Here is a 24,006-nt window from a genome sequence, read left to right on the forward strand (position 1 = left end):
GCGGGCGGGCCCCTCCGGAGGCCGATCCTCACGCGCCAGCCGCCCTCTCGGCCTCGCTCCGTGCTTGACCGAGACCACGCCGTGCAGGCCCGCCACCTTCGCTTCGCTCGGAACCGGGGCGCTGGTCGATCTCGACCTCGTTCAGATGACGGGCGTGGGGCGGATTGTCCCCGGCGGGCCAGCCCTCCCGCTGGCGGGACCGGTCGCCGTCGGTCTCCTCCGTCTGGTCGTGAAGCAGCACGACCCGGGTCGGGAACGGCGTATCGATCCCGTTGTCCGCGAGGGCGGACTTGATGGCGGCGATGACCCTGCCCTGCGCGGCGACGACGCTGGCCCGCCGGGAGTCGGTCCACCACCGCACTCTGATGTTGACGGCCGAGGCGTCGAGCGCCCAGGGGAAGGCTTCGGGCGGCGGATCCTTCTCCACCCCCGGGAGAGAGCCGATCGCCTTCAGGATTGCGTCGCAGGCCCGGTCGATGTCGTCGCCGTAGCCGATCCCGACGTCGTACTCCGAGCGACGCTCGGGAAAAGCCGTCCGCACGGTGACCGCACGGGTGTAGATGTCCGCATTGGGGATGACGACCCGCTGCCCGTCATAGGTGCGGATGAGGGTCGCCCGGGCATCGATGCGCTCGACGGTGCCCTCGAACTCGCCGGACCTGATCTGGTCGTTGGGCCTGAACGGCTGCCGGTAGAGGATCAGCAGGCCGGAGAGCCAGTTCTGCAGGATGTCCTTGAAGGCGAAGCCGATCGCGACGGAACCGATGCCGAGAGCCGAGATGATGTTCGCGGGCTTGACCGAGGGGAAAACGATCGTCGCCACGACCAGAAGGCCGAACAGGATCAGGGCCCAGCGGGCGAAGCCGCCGAGCAGAAGCCCGAGATCGTCGTGCTTGCGGCGCCGGAAGACGCCGATCACCGCCCTCTTGGCTGCCCAGCTTCCGGCCAGAAAGAGCCCGAACACCACGAGAGCGATGCCGAGGTTGGGAAGCACCCAGAAGAAGCCGTCGATGAACAGCTCGATCTTGCGAAGGGTCGGCTCGATGGCGTCGTCCATGTCGTCTCCCGAAACCTGATCGTCGCGGCTGCGAGCAGGCGGCCTCGACGCGGCCCGGGGCGGGAAACGGCGAGCGGCCCGCCGATCCGCGGACCAGGAGGTAACGACGACGGATCGTGCGGGTTCATCCGGGTGCGGGCGGCCCTCTGAGCCGGGCGCCTACCTGGAAACGGCCCCGGCCGTCGGGCGCCCATAGGCGGCCCGAACCTTCACGGCGGTGCCGAAGACCCGCGAGATCCCTTCCAGGAAGACGTCGAGGGCGTTGGCGATCACCCGCTCCTTGTCCTCCAGGACGGGCGATTCGTAGATGTACTTGCGGATGCCGTAATAGAAGATGCCGCTGTGGAGCACCCAGGCGAGCTCCAGTTCCGCCGGCGCGGGCGGCGACTGGGCGGGCAGCCCGGCCTCGTGCCGGTACTCCTCGACGATCCGGGCCAGGATCCGGTCCTGGATCATGCCGACATACCACCGGTTCAGGTCGAAGCCCTTGAGGCCGGAGAACAGGTAGATCCGCATCCATTCGCGGGTGAAGATCGTGTTGGTGTAGTCGCGATAGAACTCCTCGAGCCTGACGCGGATCGGCCGAGAACGGTCGGCCAGCAGGTCATCCCAGGAATCCTTCCAGCGGTCGATGTAGACCGTGCGGTAGACCTCCCGGATCAGCTCTTCCTTGCTCGGGAAATAGCGATAGAGCAGCGGCTGCGTGACGCCGAGCTTGCGGGCGAGTTCGCGGGTGCCGCCGTCGAAGCCCTCCTCCGAGAAGAGTTCCGTGGCCTTGCGGATGAAATCCTGGCGGCGCTGGTCGGGCGACAATCGGGTCCGCTTCGGTTCCACGGCCTCTGCCTGCTTCATCTTCTTCATGGCGACCCGTCGAATGGCTGGCCGGTTCCGGCCAGACGCGAAAGCCCTCGTGGCTGCCTTCCTATGCCGGCCGCTCCGCAAAGCCAACCCGGTAGAAAGACGAGGTGATCCAGCGGCCTCAAAAAGCGGCCGAATGCCTTCATCATGGCACTCAAAAGGGCTAGAGGCTAGAATTTTATCATATGATAATTATAAGTAGTTTTCACTTGATAAATGATGACGCTCGCCCGATGATCGTTGCCTTCACCCGGCTGCGACGCGGGCGGGAAGAACCTACGGGGCCGGAGAGGGCCGCCCATGCGGGCGGTTGAGAGCCCCCAACAAAAACAAGCAATCCAACGCAGCGAGGAGAGGAATGGTCATGTTCAAGAGGCTAAAAGGTGCTCTGACGGCTATCACGACTGCAGCGGCCCTGATGCTGCCCGCGGCGGCCGCGCACGCTCAGGACAAGTTCACGTTCATGTTCCCGGTCAAGAGCGTGCTCCAGTATCACCCGTTCTACATCGCCCAGGAGCTCGGCTACTTCAAACAGGAGAACCTGGACGTCCGGTTCGAGGTGGCGAACGGCTCGAGCGCCGCCCTGCGCCAGCTCATCGCCGGCAATGCCGACGCGGCGCTTCCCAGCCCCGGCGCGTTCCTGAACGCGGTCGCGCAGGGCAACGACCTGCGCTGGGTCTTCTCCTACGAGTACGCGAACATCTTTACGCTGGTGACGCCCGCAAACGGCCCAGTGAAGACCGTGGCGGACCTCAAGGGCAAGAGCGTCGGCGTGTCGGAGCTGTCGGGTGGCGAGGTGCCGCTCGTCCGCGCGGTCCTGCGCAAGGCGGGCCTCGGCGAGAACGACGTGAAGATCCTGCCCGTCGGCGAAGGCTCAGCTCTCACCGTCCAGGCGCTTCAGAGCGGCCAGGTGAACGCCTACTCGTCCAGCCTCTTCGACGTGGCGGCGATCGAGGCCGCCGGCCATCCGATGCAGGTGATCCTGCCGCCGGACGCGCAGCTCTACCCCGCCAACGGCATCGCCACCACGGCCGAGAACCTCAACAAGAAGCGCGACCAGATCGTGCGCTTCACCCGCGCGGTCGCCAAGGGCATCGCCTACGTGAAGGCCAATCCGGACCGTGCCCTGCAGATGGCCAAGAAGCTCGGGCCGGAGGAGTTCGAAAACGAGAAGTTCATCACCTACGGCTGGAAGGCGATCCAGACTCTCACGACCCCGCCGCCCGCCCTCAAGGACCAGCCGATCGGCGCCCACTACACGGAAGGCTTCAAGAACTACCACGACTTCCTGCGGGCCGGAAAGGAAGAGGAAGGCGCCCTTCCCAAGGACGTGGATCTGACGAAGGCCCTCGATTCGTCGCTCCTGAAGGACATCAACAACTTCGACCGCGCCGCCCTGAAGTAGCGAGACGTTCAGCTGATGCCCAATCCCAAGCTCCAACTGGTGGGGGCTCCGTTCACCGGAGCCTCCGAGAGATCGGTCATCCAGACGCGGTCGATCTCGAAGATCTTCAGCCTCCCCGAAGGACCGGTCACGGCCCTGAAGGACGTCAACATCACCGTGAACAAGGGCGACTTCGTCTCCTTCGTCGGCCCGAGCGGTTGCGGCAAGTCCACCCTGCTCAACATCATCGCGGGCCTTCTGCCGCCGAGCTCGGGAACGGCGGAGCTCTACGGCGAGGCGATCACCTCGCCCTCGCGCCGCATGGGCTTCATGTTCCAGACCGCGGTGCTGCTACCGTGGCGCACCGTGGAGGCGAACGTGCTTCTGCCGGCGGAGGTCTACGGCCTGAAGCCCGACAGCGTGCGCGAGAAGGCCCGGTCCGTCATCGAAGCGGTCGGCCTGAAGGACTTCATCAAGGCCTATCCCAAGCAGCTCTCTGGCGGCATGCAGCAGCGCGTGGCGCTGGCCCGCGTGCTCACCTACGAGCCCGAGATCCTGCTCATGGACGAGCCCTTCGGGGCGCTCGACGAGTTCACCCGCGAGGCGATGAATCTCGAGCTGATGCGCATCACGCAATCGGCCGGGATCACCTGCATCTTCGTCACCCACAACATCACCGAGGCGGTATTCCTGTCGGACAAGGTGGTGGTGATGACGCCCCGCCCCGGCAAGGTCTCCGGCGTCCTGGACGTGCAGCTGCCGCGGCCGCGCGAGATCGACACCATGAAGGACCCGGCCTTCGCCGACATGATCTTCGAGGTGCGCAGCCTTCTCGGCCGTCACATCTAACCCGAGCGGAGCCCTGTCATGAAACATCCCGACCAGTGGACCGACACCGCCAAGCAGCGCCGCCACGACTGGTATTTCCGCCTCGGCACGATCGGCATCGGCGTCGTCATCCTCGCTCTGTGGGAGCTTCTCCCCCTGTTGGGGCTGGTGAACCCTATCATCCTGCCGCCCTTCACGAAGGTGGCGGAGGCGCTCTACACCCTGATGCAGCAGCCCTTCTTCCCCGGCCATCTCGCGGTGACCTTCAACGAAATCATGATCGGCTTCGTGGTGGGGACGCTGCTCGGCCTCGGCATCGGCATCGCGCTCGCCGTCTGGCCCGCCGCCAAGCGCCTCACCTATCCCTTCGTGGTTGGCTTCCAGGCGATCCCGAAGATCGTGTTCGCGCCGCTCTTCATCGCCTGGTTCGGCTTCGGCCAGACCTCGAAGATCGTGATGGCGGTGGTGATCGCGTTCTTTCCGGTCCTCATCAACACGATGGTGGGGCTCGAATCCGTGCCCTCCGACGCCCGCAAGCTCATGCGCTCGCTGAAGGCCACGCCGCTCCAGATCTTCTGGAAGGTGTCGTTCCTGCACGCGCTGCCGATCATCTTCGCGGGCATCCAGGCCGCCTTCACCTTCGCGGTGATCGGCGCGATCGTGGGCGAGTTTGTGGGCGCGCAGGAGGGCCTCGGCTATCTTCTGAACCTCTACAACTTCCAGCTCCGGATCGACCGCGCCTTTGCGGTCATCGTGATCCTGGCCGGCATCGGCGCGGCCGGCTTCTTCATCCTCGAATGGATGGACCGGAAATTCATCTTCTGGCGCGAGGACCGGTCGCACTAGCGGCCGGTCTCACCCCTCCCTCCTTGACTGACTGAACGGAGCACCACGAGTCCCATGATCGACCGCAGGAACCGCTACGGCCGCACCGCCGCCCGCAACCACACCGCGGACGGGCGGGCGCGCCGCCCGCACACCACCACCATCGACATCCACGCCCACATCTTCGTGCCGCAGGCCGCGGCGCATGCCGGGCCGCACGTGAACATGAGCCGGATCCCGCTGGCCCATTTCGCGAGCGAGCAGACGCGCGAGATCAACAAGCTTCAAGACGGCGACCGCGCCAATGTGATGACCAAGATCGACCAGCGCCTGTTCGATCTCGACGCGATGGCGATCGACGTACAGGTGGTCGCTCCGGCCCCGCCGCAATGCTACTACTCGGTCGACACGGAGATCGCCCGTGTCGGGCACCGCCTCGTCAACGAGGGCATCGTGGAGTATTGCTCGCGCCGCCCCGACCGCTTCGTCGGTCTCGGCACGGTAACCTTGCAGGAGCCGGAGCTGGCGGTCAGCGAACTCGAATACGTGATGAACGATCTCGGCCTGAAGGGCGTGCAGATCCTCACCAACGTGGACGGCCAGGAGCTGTCAGACCCGAAGTTCCAGCCCTTCTACGCCCGGGCGGAGCAGCTCGGCGCCTTCATCATGATGCATCCGAACGGCTTCACCCACGGCGACCGGCTGACGGATTTCTACTTCAACAACGTCGTCGGGAACCCCTTCGAGACAACGCTCGCCCTGCACAAGCTGATCTTCTCGGGCACCCTCGCCCGCTTCCCCGAGCTGAAGCTGATGGCGGTCCACGGCGGCGGCTACCTTCCGGCCTATTCGGGCCGCATCGACCATGCCTGGGGGGCGCGAGAGGATGCGCACGCGAACCTGCCCCTGCCGCCGACCACCTACCTCCGGCAGGTCTATCTCGACACGGTGGTGTTCACCTACCACCAGCTCGCCTACATGATCGAGCTGTTCGGGCCCGACCGCATCCTGATGGGCACGGACTATCCGTACGACATGGCCGAGTACAATCCCGTCGGGCACATCGCCGGGATCGATGGGATGGACGAGACGACCCTGAGCCAGATCGCCGGCGGCAACGCTGCGCGCCTTCTCGGGCTGAACCTCTAAGAGAAACCTGCCTTCGGGGCTGGAGTCGGGCGCCCTCTTGGCGCCCGATTTTGCGTCTTGGGTGACGTTCACGAGCGTCGTCGAGACGGAGTGACCCGAATGATCGCGTGCAGTCTCACGCAACCAGCGCCTTTGCCGAGACCGGCCAGGAAAGCGCCCCTGCGCGCTCTTGCCTGGATGGGCATCCTTCTTGCCCTGGGTACGCCAGCCCTGGCCATCGAGGAGCCGGTGGTCTGGCGCGATCCGGACACCGGCTGCGCCTATCTCCTCGGCCCGCAGGGTGGGATTGCGCCGCGCTATCTGCGCGACGGATCGCCCGATTGCCCGGACGCCAAGGTCGGGTCCCGCGTCATCGACGACACGGCCCGCGGGCTTGCGCAGGGGCTCGATGCGCTCAAGCGCGAGGTGGAACGCCTGCGCCAGCGCTTCCAGGACCCCAATCGGCAGGAGGAGCGCCTCTGATGCCGGGATCCGGCGTCAGATATGGAGGCCCTGGCCGTAGAGCGCCTTGATGGCGGCCTCCTGGAACGCTTCTCCTTGCGTCGGATGGGCGTGGATCGTGCCGGCGATGTCCTCGAGCCGGGCGCCCATCTCGAGCGCGAGACCGAAGGCGGCCGAAAGCTCCGACACCCCCTGCCCCACCGCCTGGATTCCGAGCACGAGATGGTTGTCGGCGCGGGCGACCACGCGCACGAAGCCGTCCTCGCCGATCTTCGTCATCGCGCGGCCGTTGGCCGAGTACGGGAACTGCGCGACCCGGACCTCGCCGCCGCCCTTGCGCGCCTCGTCGGGCGACAGGCCAACCGACACGATCTCCGGATCCGTGAAGCACACGGCTGGGATCGCCCGCTTGTCCCAGACGCGGTCGTGGCCGGCGACGATCTCCGCCACCATCTCGCCCTGCGCCATGGCGCGATGCGCCAGCATCGGCTCGCCGGTGACGTCGCCGATGGCAAAGATGCCGCGCATGGAGGTCTGGCACCGCTCGCCGATGCGGATGAAGGGGCCGTCCATGTCGAGGACGAGTTCCTCGATGCCCCAGCCCTGCGTCACCGGCCTGCGTCCGACCGTGACTAGAACTCTGTCGGCGGAGAGCTGGACCTCCGAGCCGTCCGCCGCTTCGACGAGAAGCGCGTCTCCGGCCCGTGAAAGCCCCCTCGCCTTCGCGCCGGTCATCACCTCGATCCCAAGCGCCTTGAGGCGCTTGGAGACCGGCTGGGTCAGCTCGGAATCGTATTGCGGCAGGATGCGGGACTGGGCTTCCACCACGGCGACCTTCGCGCCCATCTTGGCGAAGGCCGTGCCGAGCTCGAGGCCGATATAGCCGCCGCCGACGACTGCGAGCCGTTCGGGAACGCTCGTCAGCGAAAGCGCCTCGGTCGAGGAGATCACCTGCCCGCCGAAGGGCAGGCTCGGCAGCTCGACCGGCGCCGAGCCGGTCGCGATCACGATGGTCTCGGCGCGGATCACCTGCCGGCCGGTCTCTGTCTCCACCTCCACGGTCTTGCCGTCCCTGAACCGCGCCATGCCCTCGACGATCTTAACCTTCGACCGCTTGAGCAGCCCCGCCACGCCGTTGTTGAGACGCCCGACGATGCCGTCCTTCCAGGCGATGGTCCGGGCGAGATCGATCTCCGGCCGCGCGACCGTGATGCCGAGCGGGTTGCGCCCTGCCGAGAGGTGCAGAACCCGGTCGTATTCCTCGGCCGCATGGATGAGCGCCTTCGACGGGATGCAGCCCACGTTGAGGCAGGTGCCGCCGGGCTTGCGCGCGTCGACGATCACCGTGTCGATGCCGAGCTGTCCGGCGCGGATGGCGCAGACATAGCCGCCGGGGCCGGCGCCGATGACCAGGAGCTTGCAGGAAATGTCCTTCATCGGCTCAAGCCTCCACGAAGATCATCGCCGGGGTCTCCAGCAGGGTCTTGATGCGCTGGATGAAGACCGCCGCGTCCCAGCCGTCGATGATGCGGTGGTCGAAGCTGGAGGAGAGGTTCATCATCTTGCGGGGGATGAAGGTCGATCCGTCCCAGACCGGGCGCACGACCATCTTGTTGACGCCAACGATGGCGACCTCCGGGTGGTTGATCACCGGCGTCGTGGCGATGCCGCCCATGGCGCCGAGCGACGTGATGGTGATGGTCGAGCCGCCGAGCTCGTCGCGGGTCGCCGTGCTGGATTTCGCGGCCTCCGCGAGCCGGCTCAGCTCCGCCGCGCAGCCCCAGAGGTCGCGCGCCTCCGCATGCCGGACGACCGGCACCACGAGGCCGGACGCGGTCTGCGTCGCGATGCCGATATGGACGCCCGCATGCTGATGCACGATGCCGGCCTCGTCGTCGTAGAGCGCGTTCAGCTGCGGCTGCTCCGCAATGGCCTTCACCATGGCGCGCATGAGGAACGGCAGGATCGTCAGCTTCGGCTTGTCGGCGCGCTTGTTGGCGTTGAGCGCCGCGCGCAGGTCCTCCAATGCCGTGACATCGACCTCTTCCACGTAGGTGATGTGCGGAATGCGCGATTTGGCGATCGCCATCTTCTCGGCGATGCGCCGGCGCAAGCCCACGACCTTGATCTGCTCGACCTCGGTCCTGGGGGCGAGCCCCGGCTCGCGGGCCACCTGCGGCCCATGGGCGAAGAAGGCGTCGACATCCTCGTGCGTGATGCGCCCGCCCGGCCCCGTGCCGGGCACCTGCCGCAAGTCGATCCCCGCCTCGCGCGCCCTGAGGCGCACGGCAGGCGAGGCAATCGGCTTGTCGCCCTCGGCCCGCATGGGCGCCGGGCGGGACAGCCGCGGGGCATGGTTCTTCGGCGCTTCGCTCGGGGTGCGCGGCGTCATGAGTCTGGCGGGCGCGCCCGGCTCGGCGGGCGGTTCGATGGCCGCCGGCTTGCTGGCGGCGGGCTGCGCGGGCGCCGCGGCCGGCTTCTCCTCGGCGGGAGGCGCCGATACAACCGTTCCCTCGCCCTCCACCTTGAGGCGGATCAGCGGCGAGCCGATCGCTACCACGTCGCCGATATCGGCGCCGAGCCAGACCACCTCGCCATCCACCGGCGAGGGAATTTCCACCGTCGCCTTGTCGGTCATGACGGCCGCCAGGACCGCATCCTCGCGCACGAGGTCGCCGACCTTCACGTGCCATTCGACGAGTTCCGCCTCGGCGATGCCTTCGCCCACATCGGGCATTTTGATCAGGTGCTCGCCCATGTCAGGCCTCCATCGTCTCGACGAGGGCCCGCCCGACCCGGGCGGGTCCCGGGAAGTAGTCCCATTCCTGCGCGTGCGGATAGGGCGTGTCCCACCCGGTCACACGCATGATCGGCGCCTCGAGAGCGTAGAAGCACGCCTCCTGCACCAGCGCCGCCAGTTCAGCGCCGAAGCCGGACGTGAGCGTCGCCTCGTGCACGACGACGCAGCGCCCCGTCTTCCGCACCGAAGCGGCAATCGTGTCGAGGTCGAGCGGCACCAGGGTGCGCAGGTCGATGATCTCGGCGTCGATGCCAGTCTCCGCCACCGCGGCCTGCGCCACGTAGACCATGGTGCCGTAGGCGAGCACCGTGAGGGCCGAGCCTTCCCGCACCACCGACGCCTTGCCGAGCGGCAGGGTGTAATGCCCGGTCGGGACCTCGCCGAGATCGTGCTTCGACCAGGGCGTGACCGGCCGGTCGTGATGGCCGTCGAAGGGGCCGTTGTAGAGCCGCTTCGGCTCCAGGAAGATCACCGGGTCGGGATCCTGGATCGCGGAGATCAGCAGCCCCTTGGCGTCGTAGGGATTGGACGGCACCACCGTCTTGAGACCAGAGACGTGGGTGAAGAGCGCCTCCGGGCTCTGGCTGTGAGTCTGGCCGCCGAAGATGCCGCCGCCGGTCGGCATGCGGATCACCATCGGGCAGGTGAACTCGCCGTTCGAGCGGTAGCGCAGGCGCGCGGCCTCGGACACGATCTGGTCGTAGGCCGGATACATGTAGTCGGCGAACTGGATCTCGATGCAGGGACGCAAGCCGTAGGCCGCCATGCCGATGGCGGTGCCGACGATCCCGGCCTCGCTGATCGGCGCGTCGAAGCAGCGCGTCTTCCCGTATTTCTGCTGCAGGCCGGCCGTGCAGCGGAAGACGCCGCCGAAATACCCGACGTCCTCGCCGAAGACCACCACGGTCTCGTCCTGCCCCATCATCACGTCCATGGCGTCGCGGATCGCCTCGATCATCGTCATGCGCGCCATGACTTACACTCCCGCCTGCTGGCGCTGCCGGCGCAGATGCGGCGGCATCTCGGCATAGACGCCTTCGAACATGTCCCGCGCGGAGGGCTTGCCGCCCGCGTGCAGGGTGCCGTAGCTCTCGGCCTCCTTCTGCGCCGCGATCACGCTGTCGAGGATCTCGGCCTCCGCCTGCTTGTGCCGCTCCTCGGACCAGGCCCCGCGCAGGATCAGGTGGTTCTTCAGGCGCTCGATCGGATCGCCCAGGGGCCAGGCGTCGGATTCGGTCTTCGGCCGGTAGGCGGACGGATCGTCCGAGGTCGAGTGCGCCCCGACGCGGTAGGTCACGTACTCGATCAGCGTCGGGCCGAGGTTCCGGCGCGCGCGCTCGATGGCCCATTTCGCGACCGCGTACACTGCGAGGTAGTCGTTGCCGTCGACCCGCAGGGACGGGATGCCGAAGCCCAGGCCTCGCGCCGCGAAGGTGCCGGCGCCGCCGCGCGCGATGCCCTGGAAGGTCGAGATCGCCCATTGGTTGTTGACGATGTTGAGCACCACCGGCGCCTTGTAGGTGGAGGCGAAGACGAGGGCCGCGTGGAAGTCCGATTCCGCCGTCGAGCCGTCGCCGATCCAGGCGGCCGCGATCTTGGTGTCGTTGCGGATCGCCGAGGCCATGGCCCAGCCCACCGCCTGCACGTACTGCGTCGCGAGATTGCCTGAGATGGTGAAGAAGCCGTGCGGCTTGGAGGAGTACATCACCGGCAGCTGGCGGCCTTTGAGCGGATCGCGCGCGTTCGAGTAGACCTGGCACATCATGTCGACCATGGAGTACCCGTCCGCGATCAGAAGGCCCGCCTGCCGGTAGGTCGGGAAGTTCATGTCGCCGGGCGAGAGCGCCTTACGGAAGGCGCAGCTGATCGCCTCCTCGCCAAGGTGCTGCATGTAGAACGAGGTCTTGCCCTGCCTCTGCGCGATCAGCATGCGGGCATCGAAGGTGCGCAGGGTCATCATGTGACGCATGCCCTCGATGAGTTCCTCGTCGCTCAGGAGCCCGGCCCATGGCCCGACGGCCTCCCCGGCGCGGTTGAGGACCCGGATGATCGAGAAGGCGAGGTCGCGGATGTCTTCCGGGTTCGCATCGATCTCCGGCCGCGGCACGGCTCCGGCCTTGGGGATCTTGACGTTGGAGAAGTCGGGGGTCCCTCCCGGCCGGACGGCGGGTTCGGGGACGTGCAGCGACAGCGGTCCGGGTTCAGACATGGTTGTTCATCCTCCCGACGTGGAAACTAGGGGCCGGTTTCAGCTCGGCCATAGGCGATGATTGGGACGATCAAGGCAATGCCGGCTCGAGGGCCGCACGGCGCTCGGCGCGGCTCGCCGCTTCCTGAGAGCACTTCTCCAGATGAGCCGCCTTGTTGATGACCTGAAGATTGGGCGCGCCCCAGAACGCGAGCAGGTCCGGCCAGGGTGTTTGGCGATGCTCCGCCCAAACCGCAAAGAGCGGTACGCGGTGGTCGACCTCCGCCGTCCTGAGAAGGCGGCGCCCGCTCGCCGGGCATTTCCGATTCTGGCGGAGCTTAAGCGCCTTCAGATGATCGGTCGGCGCGGTCCAGAGCTGCCAGGCGACGACGCAGGCAGCATGCCACGTGGCGTTCCGGTTGGGCTTCCCGTCGCCCCAGAGGTCCCGGTGCCAGCCGAGCCGGAAGACCGGCTGGCCGCAGACGCAGCAATGGCCGTCCCCGCGCGAGAAATCCGGCTCCCGGTACGGGGCCGGCGGCATGCGGAAGGAGAGCGGCAGGCCGGTGGCCTTCTCGCGCCCGAGCCGCCAGGTCCAGCCGTCGGGAGCCCCGCTCTTGGCCGCTAGCGCCCGGGCCAGCCTGTCGGCCCGCAGGGGATGATGACGCCAGTAACCCTCGACCGCGCGGCGCTGCGTCGGCGGGGTGAAAGGTTGCCTGAGGGCATGATTGAGCACGCAGGCCGGGAAAAGCTCGGACAGGCGGCGTTCGAGCCTAGCCCTGGATTTCGCGTTTCTCTCGTCTCGCCAGGTGGACATTCCGGAGCAGCCATCCTTGTCGTTCGCCGCGGCCCGACCATCGGCGGCCACAGGCGCGAGCCTACCGCATAACATCGAATGATGGGTGCAAGGTAAACGCGAAACGGGACCGAGCAGAGATGCAGTTTGGCCCCGATCGGAGTTGGCTCGGTCGACGAACGGCGGAACGATCGGGAAAGCCGGACATGCCTCTGCCGCCCGCGCGGCAAAGGCCGCAGCATCAGGTCCGGGACGCAGGAGGCGAGCCCTTTGGCAGGGGTCCATCTTCGGAAAAACGACAGCGGAAAGGCCCGGATACCATCGGAGCCTCTCCCAGCGTGGAATTCCGAACCGGCCCGCGTCAGACGAAGAAGAAGTCCTTGTAGGTGAGGGTCGTGCCCTCGCCCTTCTGGAGCTTGAGGGAGGCGATCTCCACCATGGCCTTGGAGCCCGAGCCGTCCACGTCGAAGTAGAGCTTCTTGGTCCGGGCGTTGTAGATGAAGAAGTCGTCCTTGTCGGCGGCCTTGTCGCCCACCTTGAAGAAGCTCGCCTTCATCTTCACCGGCTTGTCGAGCGAGGCGCCCTTGTTCTTCAGGGACTTGGCGATGGTCTTGTTGGTGAACGCCGCGTCGTCGAAGAAGATCGAGTCGTACTTCGGCCCGAAGTCGAGGATCTGGTCCTTGCTCTTGTTGGCCAGGCTCTTGTTCGGTGCTCCCTTGGCGTTCGTCAGCTTGGTGTTGAACACGAAGGCGTCGCGGCTCGCCGCACCCTTGCCGCCGGTGAGCTTGTCCTTGCCCTCGCCGCCCCCGAGCACGTCGTTGCCGGCCTCGCCCTTGAGGATGTCAGCACCGCCCTGCCCGAACAGGCGGTCGTTGCTGAGCCCGCCCGCGAGAGTGTCGTTGAGACCGCCGCCGAAGAACACGTCGTGGTCGGCCGAGCCGGCGGTGATCTCCGGGTTGACGTCGGCGACGTTGATGACGAGGTCCTTGGTCAGGCTTTCGCCGGTCTGGTCGGTGACCTTGACCTTGATCGTGTGGCGGGCCGCCTGCTCGAAGTCGAGCCGGAACCCGTTCTCGACCAGGATCTGGTTGCCTGCGAGCTTGAAGCGCCCGCCGGCCCCGTCGAGGAGCTGGTAGGTGTGGGTGTCCCCAGCCGTGTCCACGGCCGAGAGGGTGCCCACCAGCTTACCGGAGGCTGAATACTCCTCCGCCGTGCTGGCGCTCAAGATGACATCGGTAGGGGTACTGTTGGGACTCGATGGACTGCTGGGATTCGTAGGATCTTCAGGGTTTGTCGGATCGGTCGGGTTACCCGGATCCGTAGGGTCTGTCGGATCCGTAGGGTCTGTCGGGTCTGTCGGATCGGTTGGAGCAGGGGGATCTTCGACGAGGATCACCCTTTGGCCATTGAACGTCGCGAACTGCACGTTACGGACGGTGTCCGTTCCATCGCCAGCCTGACGCAGATCCTCGACCGTATAGCTGCCATCGTCGTTGCGCTTGATCTTGTAGTTAGACCGCTCACCGGAGAACAAGGCCGTGTTGTATCCGGCTCCGCCGTCGAGCAGATCATTTCCTGCTCCGCCGTCCAGGGTATCGTCGCCGCCGCCGCCCTCAAGAATGTCGGCGCCATCGCCCCCGCTCAGGCTGTTCTGACCGTCATGACCGACAATTCGGTTTGCAAGCTCATTGCCTACGATGGCCATCGGGATGTTCCAAAATTCCGCCCGAGCCACCAGCACTTCCACTTCCGCTCCGGCATTGAGCACGAAGCCGTCCCCGACGATATATGCCGTATCGAAGCCTTCGCCGGCTGCCTCGAGGACGGTGTCGCCCTGCTTGACGTAGTAGGTGTCGTCTCCGGAACCGCCCCTCAGCTCATCGAGCCCCTCGTCGCCCGAGAGAACGTCGTTGCCTCCCCAGCCTTCCAGCACGTCGTTTCCGTCGTCGCCCTTGAGGACATTGACACCTTCGTGCCCGACGATGCGGTTGGCGGAGCCGTTGCCAGTGATGCTGACCGAGCCGGGAAACTGGCTCCAAGCCTGGAGCACCTCGACCTCGGTGCCGGCGTTGAGGGTGTAAGCCGAGGACACGACATAGACGGTGTCGTGTCCCTCCCCGACAAGTTCCCTCACCCGGTCGCCGGCCTCGTCCACGTAGTACGTGTCGTCGCCGGTTCCACCGACGAGCAAATCCGCTCCTTCGTCGCCGGACAGGACATCGTCGCCGCCCTTGCCCTCCAGAGTGTCGTCGCCGCCGCCGCCCTTGAGGACGTTGACGACATCGTGTCCGACGATCCGATTGGCGAGCTCGTTGCCGGTGATCGCAATGTCGAGGGAGGTGAGTTGGCTTTCGGCCACCAGATCCTCCACCTGGACGCCGGCAGCCAGGACATAGCTTGAGCACGTCACATTGATCGTGTCGCGTCCCTCTCCCGCTAGCTCGATCACCGTATCGTCGGGCCGATCGACCGTATAGATGTCGTTCCCAATCCCGCCTTGCAGGACGTCCGCCCCCGTACCGCCGTAGAGTTGATCGTCGCCCTCGCCCCCCTCGAGCGTGTCGTTGCCATCTCCGCCATAGAGGCGATCCAGGCTGTCCAATCCCCGAATGTGGTTCGCGAGATGGTCACCCCTGAGGACATCGTCCACCAGGGAACCGTCGATGTTCTCGATGCTCTCGTACTGGTCACCTTGCGCGACGCCGCGGTTCTGAGAGGGATCAGCGAGGTTCACCTCGACGCCGCTTGTGCCGTAATACGAGGCCGTGTCGCGGCCCCTCCCGCCTCTGAGGAGGTCTGCGCCCTCGCCTCCGCTCAGAACGTCGTCGCCGTCTCCGCCGAGGAGCGTGTCGTTCCCGCCGAAACCTCGCAGGACGTCGTTCAGGCCTGTGCCGACATATTGCTCGGCGCCATTGCCGCCATACCAGTCCTCGGCTCCTCCCCGCGGATCTAAGATTCGATAGCGGACGTTGGAGATGTCGGCCGCCCTGTCGTCGGATGTCCAGCTCACCATCAACCGACCGTCGAGCAGCTGCGTGATCTTAAGATCGTCCTGCGTCCCGAAGGAGGTTACCGTATAGGCTTCGCTGGTCGGGTCGCCGTTCGCATCGAAGGTTCTCACATGGCATGAACTGCCAGTCCTATAGGCTACCGCGAAGCCACCATCCCTCAGCCATGTCAGGACAGGCTCATATGCGCCACTGACGGTGCTGTCGTACAGGATCTTCTCTGTCCCTCCCGAGCCATCCTGGTTCTTGATGACGGCACGGACCAGGGAGTGCAGTTGACCATCGATAGATCGCGACTCTGCCCAAGACACGACGAACTGGCCGCCTGCCAGTGACGTCACGCAGGGCTGCGGCACGGCTCCGCCGGGACTCGTCGCCAGCGTGAACGTGCTGCCCAACTTCTCGCCGGTGGGACTCACGAGCTGCAGTTGAACGGTACGCCCAGATTCTGCGCCGTTCGGAGCGATCAGCTTCTGGGCGAATGCGACCGCGACATTGCCGTTGGCAAGGCCCGTGACCGAAGGATTGTAGTACTCGGCGGAAAACAGCGGCGGGACGGGGGCGGTGATCTCCGTCGTCACGCCCCTGGGAGCGCGCGTCTCGGTGAAATACTCCAGATAGATGACATGGTTGTCGGTGTTGACCGACGCTGAGACGAACCCATGCAGAACGTCGTTCATCGTCGCAAGCGACGCGTTTTCGTAGTTGTCCCAGGTCGCCGCCTGGGTCAGGAATTCTCCTCCAAGGGGAACGCCGTTGGAGTCAAAGGGGCGGCCATAGGTGAGCGTCGTCCCCGATCCAGGCGAGAAGTCGTCGTACGTCACGACAAAGCTGCCGTTTCTCAAGGCCGTGACGGCCGGCAGTTGGCCGGTCAGGTCGTTCTGATCGCCGATCCAGAACTCCTCTCCCTTCTTGGTTCCGTCGGCATTGAAGATCTGGCCGCGCACGCTCCACGGGCCATCCGCAACACTCGCCCGCTCCTGCCAGACGGCCAGAAAGGTCCCATTCGGGAGCGCCGTGATGTCGGCGTCCTGGTGAAACCCGCCCTGGCTGTTCGCGAGTTGAACGTCGTTCCAAGGAACCAGCGCCATTCCGTGCTCCTGTACCGCGAGGCATCGGCAAATTGATATATTATATCACTAAATATCCCTTTCTCTTCTGGAGGCAAGATCACCGCTGGAAATCCTCGGCAAAACCGAGCGATGCGGCGGACGGCGCACCCCACTCGACGCGAAAGAACCCCACCGGGCGAGCAGGGCTTGATGTCGTTTCCCGGTGAGGCGGACGTCAGATGATGAAGAAATCGTCTGAGGTGAGCTTGAGGTTTTTGGCGAGCTTGGCGATCTGCACGGCCGCATGGCTGCCGTTGCCGTCCTCGTCGTAGTAGAGCGCGCCCGTCTTCTTGTCGTAGACGATGCGGTCGCTGGCATCGTGCGCCTTGGTGCCGACCCAGAACGCCTTCGCCTCCAGCGCCCCCTTCTTGGCAATCTTGGAAAACACGCCGCTCTTCATCAGCCAGATCGTGTCGTCCGCGGCCGAGAAGTCGGTGATCGTGTCCACGTTCGCACGGCTGTTCGGCCGGGTGTCGAACACGAACACGTCTTGACCCTGGCCACCCGTGAGCACGTCCTTGCCGGCCCGGCCGTAGAGCGTGTCGTGGCCGGATCCGCCGATGAGCACGTTTGCCCCAGAGGTGCCGCGCAGCACAAGATTGTCAGGAGGCGGTGGAGGTGGTGGCGGCGGAGGTGGCGGCGGCGGCTCCGGATCGTCGGGCACGTCTTCCACATCGATGGCGAAGGTCTTGGTGGTCACGCCGCCATAGGGGTCGCTCACCTTCAGGGTGATGCTGAACTGTGAGCGCGTTTCGTAGTCAAGCGGCCGCGACAGCACGAGGTCGCGGCCGTTCAGCGCGAACACGCCGTCGGCGTCCTGCGTGAGTTCGTAGGCAAGCGCATCGCCGTCCGCGTCCGAGGCGGAGAAGCGCCCGACGACGGATCCGACGGACGCGTTCTCCGCCACGCGGTCGTTTGAAAGCGCGAACTCGCTCGGCGCGCGATTGACCAGCGCGAAGGTTCCGTCGCTGAAGGTTGCGAAGCGGATGTCGCGCAGAAGGTCGGTTCCATCGTGGTCCTGCCGCGTGTCCGCGACGGTCAGGCTCCCATCCTCATTGCTGGAGACCGCGTAGTCCGCCCGCGCGCCGGAGAAGACTGCCGTGTTGCGCCCTGCCCCGCCCTCCAGCGTGTCGTCGCCCCGGCCGCCCGTGAGCACGTCGTCGCCCCCATGGCCGGTGAGGCGGTTCGCCCCATCATCGCCGATGAAGACGTCGTTGCCGGCGCCGCCCTCCAGGTTCTCGATGCCGACGAGCGTGTCGATGCCGTAGCCGCCCGTGTCCTGCGGCCGCCCCTGGAGGAGAAGGCTCACGGTTGCGCCGGCCGGTCCGCTGAACCGCGCCGTGTCGCTGCCAACACCGCCGTCGAGCCGGTCATGGCCCTGCCCGCCCTCGAGGGTGTCGTTCCCGGCGCCACCCTTCAGCACGTTGTCGAGGTCCGACCCGACGAGCACGTCGTTCCCGTCCCCGCTCGTCACGTTCTCGATGCCGGTGAAGCGGTCGAGGCCGAGGCCCGTGGCCTGTGCGACCGTGAGGCGCAGATCGACTGTCACGTCGGCGCCGGAGAGCAGCACCGTGTCGATGCCGTCTCCGCCGCTGAACAGGTCGTCTCCTGTCCCGGCTGAGAGGATGTCGTTGCCCGCGCCGCCATCCAGGTCGTTGTTGCCGTCCCCACCTTGGAGAACGTCGTCGCCCGCGCCGCCGCGCAGGACATCGTGCCCCATGCCGGCTGTGATCGTGTCGTCGCCCCCGCCGCCGTCGACGAGGTTGTCGCCATGGCCGGCGTTGATCGTCTCGTTGCCGAGGCCGCCATAGGCCGTGTCGTTGCCCGCATCTCCGTCGCCGTCGAGACGGATTACTCCGTTCACCGATCCGCGAATGCCCGTGTAGAGGTCGTCGCCCGCCCCCAGGAGAACCATGCCGTTGAGAAAGCCCTCGTTGGTGAGGACATCCCGGAAGGCGGAGCCCTGCACCGCGACCTCCGCGCTCACCGTGCCGGTGTTGGTGATCTCGTAGCTGCCCGTGGCGGCATAAGCGGCCGTGACCTTGATGCCCGTCAGCGCCGCCGTGATGGTGCCGGCATTCATGATCGTGCTGTTGACGTCGCTCACATCGATGCCCGTGCCGAAGGCGCTGATCGTGCCGCTGTTGACGAGGCGCGAGCCGGTGTTCGGCTGGTTGGCGGTGCCGTAGACGAGCATGCCGGCGATGCCCGAGATCGAGCCGTTGTTGATCGCCTTGATGGAATCCCAGCCCTCGATCCCGACCAGCGAGGCGATCAGCGTTCCGTCGTTGATGACCCGGCCGCCGTCGAAGCGCAGCCGGACCGCCTGGGCGGAGTCGATTACGCCGCTCGGTCCCACATAGAGCCCGCCCTGGGCCGCGATATCGACGCCGATCCAGGAGGTGCGGATCGTGCCGCTGTGGCTGACCTGCGCCGTCGTGACGGTCATGATTCCGGTGGACCCGGCGCCCGTCGCCTCGATCAGCACCCCGTTCGATACCGTGAGGACGGAGTCGTTGGTCGGGAAGTTGACCAACACCCGGTAGATGTTGGTCAAAGGCTGCGTGTTGTCCGGCGGATCCGCGTATTCGGTGGTCAGATCCTGAGATATGACCGTGTAGGACGAACTCGTGAGAAACGGCATGGCGCACCTGGCAGAGTGAACCGCCGGTGCCTATCATGGGAATTTACGCAACGTAACTACATAAACAGAGAGGGCAGTTACGGCAGCCAAGCTTGTTTTCGGCCGTATCGTTACTTTTGCGTTGCCCGCTTGGGCGATGAAATTCTTACGCCCTGCGAACGAAAAGGCCCGGAGGTCGCTCCGGGCCGGGTCGGCACCGACTAGAACGGAATGTCGTCGTCGAGGTCGTTGTAGCGGGAGCCACCGCCTCCCCCACCGAAGGACGAGGACTGGGCCGGGGCCGGGCGCCGCTCCATCGGTGCGGATCGTCCGAAGTCGCCGCCGCTGCGGACCTGGCCCGGCTCCTCGTCGCCGTACTCGGAGGCTCCCCCGCCGCCGCGGCTGTCCAGGATCGTCAGCTCGCCCCGGAAGCGCTGCAGCACGATCTCGGTCGTGTACTTCTCCTGCCCCTGCTGGTCCTGCCACTTGCGCGTCTGCAGCTGGCCCTCGATGTACACCTTCGAGCCCTTCTTCAGGTACTGCTCCGCCACCCGCGCCAGGTTCTCGTTGAAGATCACCACCGAGTGCCACTCGGTCTTCTCCTTGCGCTCGCCCGTGCCCTTGTCCTTCCAGGTCTCCGACGTGGCGATCCTCAGGTTCACCACCGGCTCGCCCGAGTTCAGCCGCCGCACCTCCGGGTCACGACCCAGATTGCCTACCAGGATCACCTTGTTCACGCTGCCTGCCATAACGGCTCTCCTTCGCTTGAGGCAGAGTTCTGAGCCCCGCCGGAGCCGGTTACAAGCCAGGGGCGAGGTTCTGCACAGACCTGTCCCCAGTTAAAGGCTAATCACCCGGCTCCCTTCCACCTCACCGGAGCAACAGTCTCCTTGATCCCCATTGACCGGTGCGAAGGAAGACGTTGCAAATTCGTCTATGCAATGTAATTAGATTACATAACTTCGGTAGGAGGAATGCATGGCTAAGAAGAAAACAATCAAGGGAACGGTGTCGACCGATTGGCTCTTCGGAACAGTCAAGAACGACATGATGGAGGGTCTCAAGGGGGACGATTCCATCTCCAGCCTGCTCGGCAGCGACAAGCTGTACGGCGATGAGGGCGACGACACTCTCTACGGCGGAGACGGTAACGATTCCCTGTCGGGCGACGACGACAACGATTACCTGGACGGCGGGTTGGGCAACGATAAGCTGTTCGGCGGCGAAGGCGATGACAACCTTTCCGGCGGCAAGGGCAACGACAACCTTTCTGGCGGGGAGGACAACGACAGCCTTTACGGATGGGAAGGCAACGACAAGCTCTCCGGCGATGCAGGCGATGACTATCTCTCGGGCGACGAGGGCAACGATCGGCTGATCGGCGGCGCCGGCCGTGACCAGCTTTATGGCGGCTCGGATAACGATCGGCTCGATGGCGGCGAAGGGCACGACCGGCTCGATGGCGGCGGTGGCAGCGACAACCTCGTCGGCGGCAATGGAAACGATTATCTCACCGGCGGGAATGACGCTGTGCGGGACGTCCTTTCGGGCGGCGCTGGCCGCGACAGGGTCGTTCTTCAGAAGGAGGATACGGCCCTGGGGGGCAAGGACGAGGACACGCTCGTCATCACGGTGTATGATTATCTCGCGACGGACTCCGTCACGTACACGCTCGACCTGTCGAAGATCACCGGCAAGGGGGCTGCCAACATCGGTCACCAGAACATGAAGGCTGGGCAGTTCGAGAACGCGGAGGTGATAATCGACGGCGCAGGCGATGGCAGCCTCTTCATCGGCTCAAAGGGCGACGACAGCTTCAATATTTGGGGAAGCAGCGGCACGGTCAAAGGTGGCGCAGGCAATGATCGGATTTCGGTGAGCTCATACGGGTCCGAGACGAACCCCGACCTGCGCTACTCGATCGATGGCGGAGCAGGCAACGACCGGATCACGAGCTACGGTGGGAACATGATCACAGGCGGTGCGGGGTCGGACATCTTCGTGATGAACTGGGACGCGACGCCCGGAGCACGCGTCAACACGATCATGGACTTCACATCCAAGGATCGTCTTCTTCTCGACTACCTGTCCTCGACTATAACGATGAACAAAGCGAATCCGCTCGTCGCAGGCTCCGATCCGGTCGCCAATTCGACAATGGCTCAGTTCCTCTATGACACCGACGACGGACGGCTGTTCATCGATCTCGACGGAACCGGAGCAAGGGCTGCCATTCAGGTCTTCACCCTAGCCAACAAGGCAGCGCTGACGGCATCGAGCTTCATCTTCGACTTCTGACAACCTTTGGCCGAATGATCTTGGCCCGCCTCCCGAGGCGGGCCTTTTCGTTGTTTCGCGTTCGCAAACTTTATTGTGCAAGGGCCCTCTTCGCGACTGCAAGAGCTGCGTCGCATTCCGCCTTGTCGCCCGCTTGATCGGCTTGGCGAGCGCTGCCGAGAGCCGCGAGAGCCGCCTCTTCGGACTTGCCTTCGCCCAACTTCTGCTCAGCGGCCGCAATGGAGGCGGGGGTCGGCTCCCGGTGCAGGCGGGCGGCGTTGGATTCCGCACCGGCCCTTCCTGCCCCTGCAGCCGCATCGATCCGGGCATCGACCTGTTTCTGGACTTGGTCGATCTCCTGGGTACACGGGCCGGCGAGACCGGGTTGGGCCGTGAGAAGCAGCGCGAAGGCGGCGCCCGAAGCGATCCGATGGAGGGTCATGATCCGGTCTCCGAGAGGAATGAGGTCATATCCAAGCTTAACGCAAGGAAAGATGAGCGCCACGCCTTTTTCGGAGCGTGGCGCCCCTCAGGACTCTCGGGACCGAAGATCCTCAGATCACGAAGAAGTCGGCGGCGGTAAGCTTGAGGTTCTTGGCGAGCTTGGCGATCTCGACCGCCTTGCCGCTGCCCGAGCCGTCGGCGTCGTAATACAGAATGCCGGTCTTCTTGTTGTAGACGAGGTAGTCGTTGCCGTCCTTGGCCTTGTCGGCCACCTTGAAGAACGCCTTCTTGAGCGCGCCTGGCTTGGAGGCCGAGCCCTTGCCCAGCTTCTTGAACACGGCATTGTCGAGCCAGATCGGGTCGTCGGCGACCGAGAAGTCGGTGATCGTGTCGAGGTTGGTCTTTTTGTTCGGCTTCGTGTCGAACACGAACACGTCCTTGCCCGCTCCGCCGGTGAGCACGTCCTTGCCGGCTTTGCCGTAGAGCGTGTCGTTGCCTCCGCCGCCCGTGAGCACGTTGGCACCTGTCGTGCCGCGCAGCACAAGGTCGACCGGAATCGGAGTGCCACCGCCACCGCCTCCTCCGCCACCACCGCCCGTGTCGGCGATGTCTGTGACTGCAATCGCGAATTCCTTCTCGAAGGCGTTGCCGGCCCGATCGGTGACCTTCACCCTGATCGTGTGGGAGGTCGCCTGCTCGAAATCGAGCTTGGAGCCGTCCGCAACCAGGATCCTGTCGCCGTCGAGCCTGAAGCGCCCGCCGGCATCGTCCAGGAGCGTGTAGGTGAGCACGTCGCCGGTGGTGCCGACATTGGCGTCCTGACCTGCAACGGCGCCCACCGGCGTGCCGGCGCCAGCCCCCTCCTGCACCGTGCTGGCGCTGAGCGTGAGATCGTGCGGCGCCTTCTCCGGCAGGAAGCGCTGCTGGTAAACGTTGCTGTCTCCCGTCTGATCCGACGTCCAGGTGACCACCCAGCCGCCATCGGCCAGCGCCGTTGCACGTGGCAATCGCTTCATGCCGCTGGATGTCGTACTGACGAGGATGTCGTCTGGAGAGGCGGCGACCCCGTTGCGGTCGAACACCTGCATATAGATCTCGCCATTGGTGTAGTTCTCGTCGTAAGACGTCCAGACCACGATCCAGCCGCCGTCCTCTAGGGCCGTCACACTCGTCTGGCCCTGATTGCCTGCCGTGGTGACGTTCACGAGCCGGTCGGCGACGGAGGCAGCATTGCCATTGCGATCGAACCACTGTTGGTAGACACCGTATCGGTCCCCATCCTGCCCCCAAGACATCCAGGTCACCACCCATCCACCGTCAGCGAGCGCAACCACACTCGACCCGATCTGACGGCCCGCGGTGATGACATTGACGAGCCGGTCGGCGGTGAAAGCGGCAGTGCCGTTGCGGTCAAACCGCTGCTGATATACACCGTAATCGCTCCCGTCCTGGCCGTCGGACGCCCAGGTTACCACCCAGCCACCGTCGGCAAGTGCAGTTACACTCGATTCGATCTGGTCGCCTGCCGTGGTGACGTTCACGAGCCGGTCGGCGACGGAGGTAGCAGTGCCGTTACGGTCGAACCGCTGCTGATAAATGCCGCCGGCGATGCCATCCTGCGCCCATGATGTCCAGGTCACCACCCACCCGCCGTCGGCGAGCGCAACCACGCTCGGTTCGAACTGATCGTCTGCCGTGGTGACGTTCACGAGCTGGTCAGCGCTGGAGGCGGCGGTGCCATTGTGGTCGAACCGCTGCTGGTAGACACCACTACGGTTCCCGTCCTGGCCGTCGGACGCCCAGGTCACCACCCAACCGCCATCCGCGAGAGCCGTTACGCTCTGGCTGACTTGATCATCGGCAGTCGTGACATTGACCCGAGTTTCCGAGCCGAATTTAGGAATGGTCATTATTCACCCAACGTAAATTGTTAGCCCGCAGCGTCATGTAAGACGGCCCGCAACCGAGGCTGACCGCCACTCGGCCGTTACTGATACTATATATCATGTAAGAATTGAAGAGGTGAGCAGTCGCTGCGCATCTTCTGAGTCCTGCCGCGCCTTTCTCGATGGCGCATTGGGTTTGCCGCCCTGCCGTCAGCTGGCGTGAGAAACCTCCCCACGCTCAGACGCAACAGCGGCGACCTACGCCGGATGAAAGGCGCCCAGCCCTACGGCCGACTCGTCCGTTCAGGATGTCGGAATGCCCGCCCGGACGCA

The 24,006-nt window shown here is 65.3% G+C and carries 18 protein-coding genes; 6 read left to right on the top strand and 12 right to left on the bottom strand.

What is annotated here, in order from left to right:
* Positions 1-28: 28 nt before the first annotated feature.
* Positions 29-1,057 (bottom strand): mechanosensitive ion channel family protein, encoded by a 1,029-nt coding sequence (locus DES45_RS09930; RefSeq protein WP_114769817.1) that lies wholly within the window; start codon positions 1,055-1,057, stop codon positions 29-31.
* Between the two features lie 159 nt (positions 1,058-1,216).
* A complete protein-coding gene (locus DES45_RS09935) occupies positions 1,217-1,918 on the bottom strand; it encodes a TetR/AcrR family transcriptional regulator (protein WP_114769818.1) in 702 nt (233 codons plus the stop codon).
* Between the two features lie 361 nt (positions 1,919-2,279).
* Here DES45_RS09935 and DES45_RS09940 point away from each other — a divergent pair, with 361 nt between their 5' ends.
* The 5 genes from DES45_RS09940 to DES45_RS09960 all read left to right on the top strand — a co-directional run bounded on the left by DES45_RS09940 (position 2,280) and on the right by DES45_RS09960 (position 6,563).
* Entirely contained in the window at positions 2,280-3,320 is a 1,041-nt protein-coding gene (locus DES45_RS09940) for an ABC transporter substrate-binding protein (protein WP_170151449.1), read from the top strand.
* A gap of 15 nt (positions 3,321-3,335) precedes the next feature.
* Positions 3,336-4,148: an ABC transporter ATP-binding protein gene (locus DES45_RS09945; protein WP_114769820.1), complete on the top strand. Its 813-nt coding sequence runs from the start codon at positions 3,336-3,338 to the stop codon at positions 4,146-4,148.
* An 18-nt stretch (positions 4,149-4,166) separates the two neighbouring features.
* Positions 4,167-4,973, top strand: a complete 807-nt coding sequence (locus DES45_RS09950) for an ABC transporter permease (protein ID WP_114769821.1) — start codon at positions 4,167-4,169, stop codon at positions 4,971-4,973.
* A gap of 54 nt (positions 4,974-5,027) precedes the next feature.
* Entirely contained in the window at positions 5,028-6,101 is a 1,074-nt protein-coding gene (locus DES45_RS09955) for an amidohydrolase family protein (protein WP_114769822.1), read from the top strand.
* A 177-nt stretch (positions 6,102-6,278) separates the two neighbouring features.
* Positions 6,279-6,563 carry a hypothetical protein gene (locus tag DES45_RS09960; RefSeq protein ID WP_114769823.1) on the top strand — a complete coding sequence of 95 codons (285 nt, stop codon included), beginning with the start codon at positions 6,279-6,281 and terminating at the stop codon, positions 6,561-6,563.
* A gap of 15 nt (positions 6,564-6,578) precedes the next feature.
* Here the strand turns inward: DES45_RS09960 and lpdA are convergent, their stop codons facing one another.
* The 8 genes from lpdA to DES45_RS10000 form a co-directional block, all read right to left on the bottom strand.
* Positions 6,579-7,979, bottom strand: a complete 1,401-nt coding sequence (gene lpdA, locus DES45_RS09965; protein ID WP_114769824.1) for a dihydrolipoyl dehydrogenase — start codon at positions 7,977-7,979, stop codon at positions 6,579-6,581.
* Between the two features lie 4 nt (positions 7,980-7,983).
* Positions 7,984-9,300: a dihydrolipoamide acetyltransferase family protein gene (locus DES45_RS09970; RefSeq protein WP_114769825.1), complete on the bottom strand. Its 1,317-nt coding sequence runs from the start codon at positions 9,298-9,300 to the stop codon at positions 7,984-7,986.
* Position 9,301: 1 nt separating this feature from the next.
* On the bottom strand, positions 9,302-10,315 hold the full coding sequence (locus DES45_RS09975; RefSeq protein ID WP_114769826.1) for an alpha-ketoacid dehydrogenase subunit beta: 1,014 nt from the start codon (positions 10,313-10,315) through the stop codon (positions 9,302-9,304).
* A 3-nt stretch (positions 10,316-10,318) separates the two neighbouring features.
* Positions 10,319-11,551, bottom strand: coding sequence for a 3-methyl-2-oxobutanoate dehydrogenase (2-methylpropanoyl-transferring) subunit alpha (locus DES45_RS09980; protein WP_114769827.1), 1,233 nt, complete (start codon positions 11,549-11,551; stop codon positions 10,319-10,321).
* Between the two features lie 70 nt (positions 11,552-11,621).
* Positions 11,622-12,344 carry a hypothetical protein gene (locus tag DES45_RS09985; protein WP_114769828.1) on the bottom strand — a complete coding sequence of 241 codons (723 nt, stop codon included), beginning with the start codon at positions 12,342-12,344 and terminating at the stop codon, positions 11,622-11,624.
* Positions 12,345-12,684: 340 nt separating this feature from the next.
* Positions 12,685-16,422, bottom strand: coding sequence for a hypothetical protein (locus DES45_RS09990; protein WP_114769829.1), 3,738 nt, complete (start codon positions 16,420-16,422; stop codon positions 12,685-12,687).
* A 196-nt stretch (positions 16,423-16,618) separates the two neighbouring features.
* Positions 16,619-19,087, bottom strand: coding sequence for a calcium-binding protein (locus tag DES45_RS09995; RefSeq protein WP_114769830.1), 2,469 nt, complete (start codon positions 19,085-19,087; stop codon positions 16,619-16,621).
* Positions 19,088-19,287: 200 nt separating this feature from the next.
* The gene (locus DES45_RS10000) at positions 19,288-19,815 is read right to left on the bottom strand and encodes a single-stranded DNA-binding protein (RefSeq protein WP_114769831.1); all 528 of its coding nucleotides are present in this window, start codon (positions 19,813-19,815) and stop codon (positions 19,288-19,290) included.
* A 229-nt stretch (positions 19,816-20,044) separates the two neighbouring features.
* On the opposite strand from DES45_RS10000, the gene DES45_RS26035 reads away from it, so the two are divergent.
* Positions 20,045-21,364 carry a calcium-binding protein gene (locus DES45_RS26035; RefSeq protein ID WP_114769832.1) on the top strand — a complete coding sequence of 440 codons (1,320 nt, stop codon included), beginning with the start codon at positions 20,045-20,047 and terminating at the stop codon, positions 21,362-21,364.
* A gap of 70 nt (positions 21,365-21,434) precedes the next feature.
* Here the strand turns inward: DES45_RS26035 and DES45_RS10010 are convergent, their stop codons facing one another.
* Together DES45_RS10010 and DES45_RS10015 are read right to left on the bottom strand one after the other, a co-directional pair.
* The gene (locus DES45_RS10010) at positions 21,435-21,785 is read right to left on the bottom strand and encodes a hypothetical protein (RefSeq protein ID WP_245571657.1); all 351 of its coding nucleotides are present in this window, start codon (positions 21,783-21,785) and stop codon (positions 21,435-21,437) included.
* A gap of 112 nt (positions 21,786-21,897) precedes the next feature.
* Complete coding sequence (locus DES45_RS10015) at positions 21,898-23,697, bottom strand: hypothetical protein (protein ID WP_147282381.1); 1,800 nt, start codon at positions 23,695-23,697, stop codon at positions 21,898-21,900.
* Between the last annotated feature and the right edge of the window lie 309 nt (positions 23,698-24,006).

It is taken from the genome of Microvirga subterranea, from assembly GCF_003350535.1.
Taxonomy (GTDB): domain Bacteria; phylum Pseudomonadota; class Alphaproteobacteria; order Rhizobiales; family Beijerinckiaceae; genus Microvirga; species Microvirga subterranea.

Bases quoted from the DNA above. Each gene is read 5' to 3' on its own strand.
- DES45_RS09990 (WP_114769829.1), bottom strand. From the start codon at position 16,422: ATGGCGCTGGTTCCTTGGAACGACGTTCAACTCGCGAACAGCCAGGGC.
- lpdA (WP_114769824.1), bottom strand. From the start codon at position 7,979: ATGAAGGACATTTCCTGCAAGCTCCTGGTCATCGGCGCCGGCCCCGGC.
- DES45_RS09950 (WP_114769821.1), top strand. From the start codon at position 4,167: ATGAAACATCCCGACCAGTGGACCGACACCGCCAAGCAGCGCCGCCAC.
- DES45_RS26035 (WP_114769832.1), top strand. From the start codon at position 20,045: ATGGCTAAGAAGAAAACAATCAAGGGAACGGTGTCGACCGATTGGCTC.
- DES45_RS09940 (WP_170151449.1), top strand. From the start codon at position 2,280: ATGTTCAAGAGGCTAAAAGGTGCTCTGACGGCTATCACGACTGCAGCG.
- DES45_RS09955 (WP_114769822.1), top strand. From the start codon at position 5,028: ATGATCGACCGCAGGAACCGCTACGGCCGCACCGCCGCCCGCAACCAC.
- DES45_RS09930 (WP_114769817.1), bottom strand. From the start codon at position 1,057: ATGGACGACGCCATCGAGCCGACCCTTCGCAAGATCGAGCTGTTCATC.
- DES45_RS09995 (WP_114769830.1), bottom strand. From the start codon at position 19,087: ATGCCGTTTCTCACGAGTTCGTCCTACACGGTCATATCTCAGGATCTG.
- DES45_RS09975 (WP_114769826.1), bottom strand. From the start codon at position 10,315: ATGGCGCGCATGACGATGATCGAGGCGATCCGCGACGCCATGGACGTG.
- DES45_RS09970 (WP_114769825.1), bottom strand. From the start codon at position 9,300: ATGGGCGAGCACCTGATCAAAATGCCCGATGTGGGCGAAGGCATCGCC.
- DES45_RS09980 (WP_114769827.1), bottom strand. From the start codon at position 11,551: ATGTCTGAACCCGGACCGCTGTCGCTGCACGTCCCCGAACCCGCCGTC.
- DES45_RS10010 (WP_245571657.1), bottom strand. From the start codon at position 21,785: ATGACCCTCCATCGGATCGCTTCGGGCGCCGCCTTCGCGCTGCTTCTC.
- DES45_RS10000 (WP_114769831.1), bottom strand. From the start codon at position 19,815: ATGGCAGGCAGCGTGAACAAGGTGATCCTGGTAGGCAATCTGGGTCGT.
- DES45_RS09935 (WP_114769818.1), bottom strand. From the start codon at position 1,918: ATGAAGAAGATGAAGCAGGCAGAGGCCGTGGAACCGAAGCGGACCCGA.
- DES45_RS10015 (WP_147282381.1), bottom strand. From the start codon at position 23,697: ATGACCATTCCTAAATTCGGCTCGGAAACTCGGGTCAATGTCACGACT.
- DES45_RS09945 (WP_114769820.1), top strand. From the start codon at position 3,336: ATGCCCAATCCCAAGCTCCAACTGGTGGGGGCTCCGTTCACCGGAGCC.
- DES45_RS09960 (WP_114769823.1), top strand. From the start codon at position 6,279: ATGGGCATCCTTCTTGCCCTGGGTACGCCAGCCCTGGCCATCGAGGAG.
- DES45_RS09985 (WP_114769828.1), bottom strand. From the start codon at position 12,344: ATGTCCACCTGGCGAGACGAGAGAAACGCGAAATCCAGGGCTAGGCTC.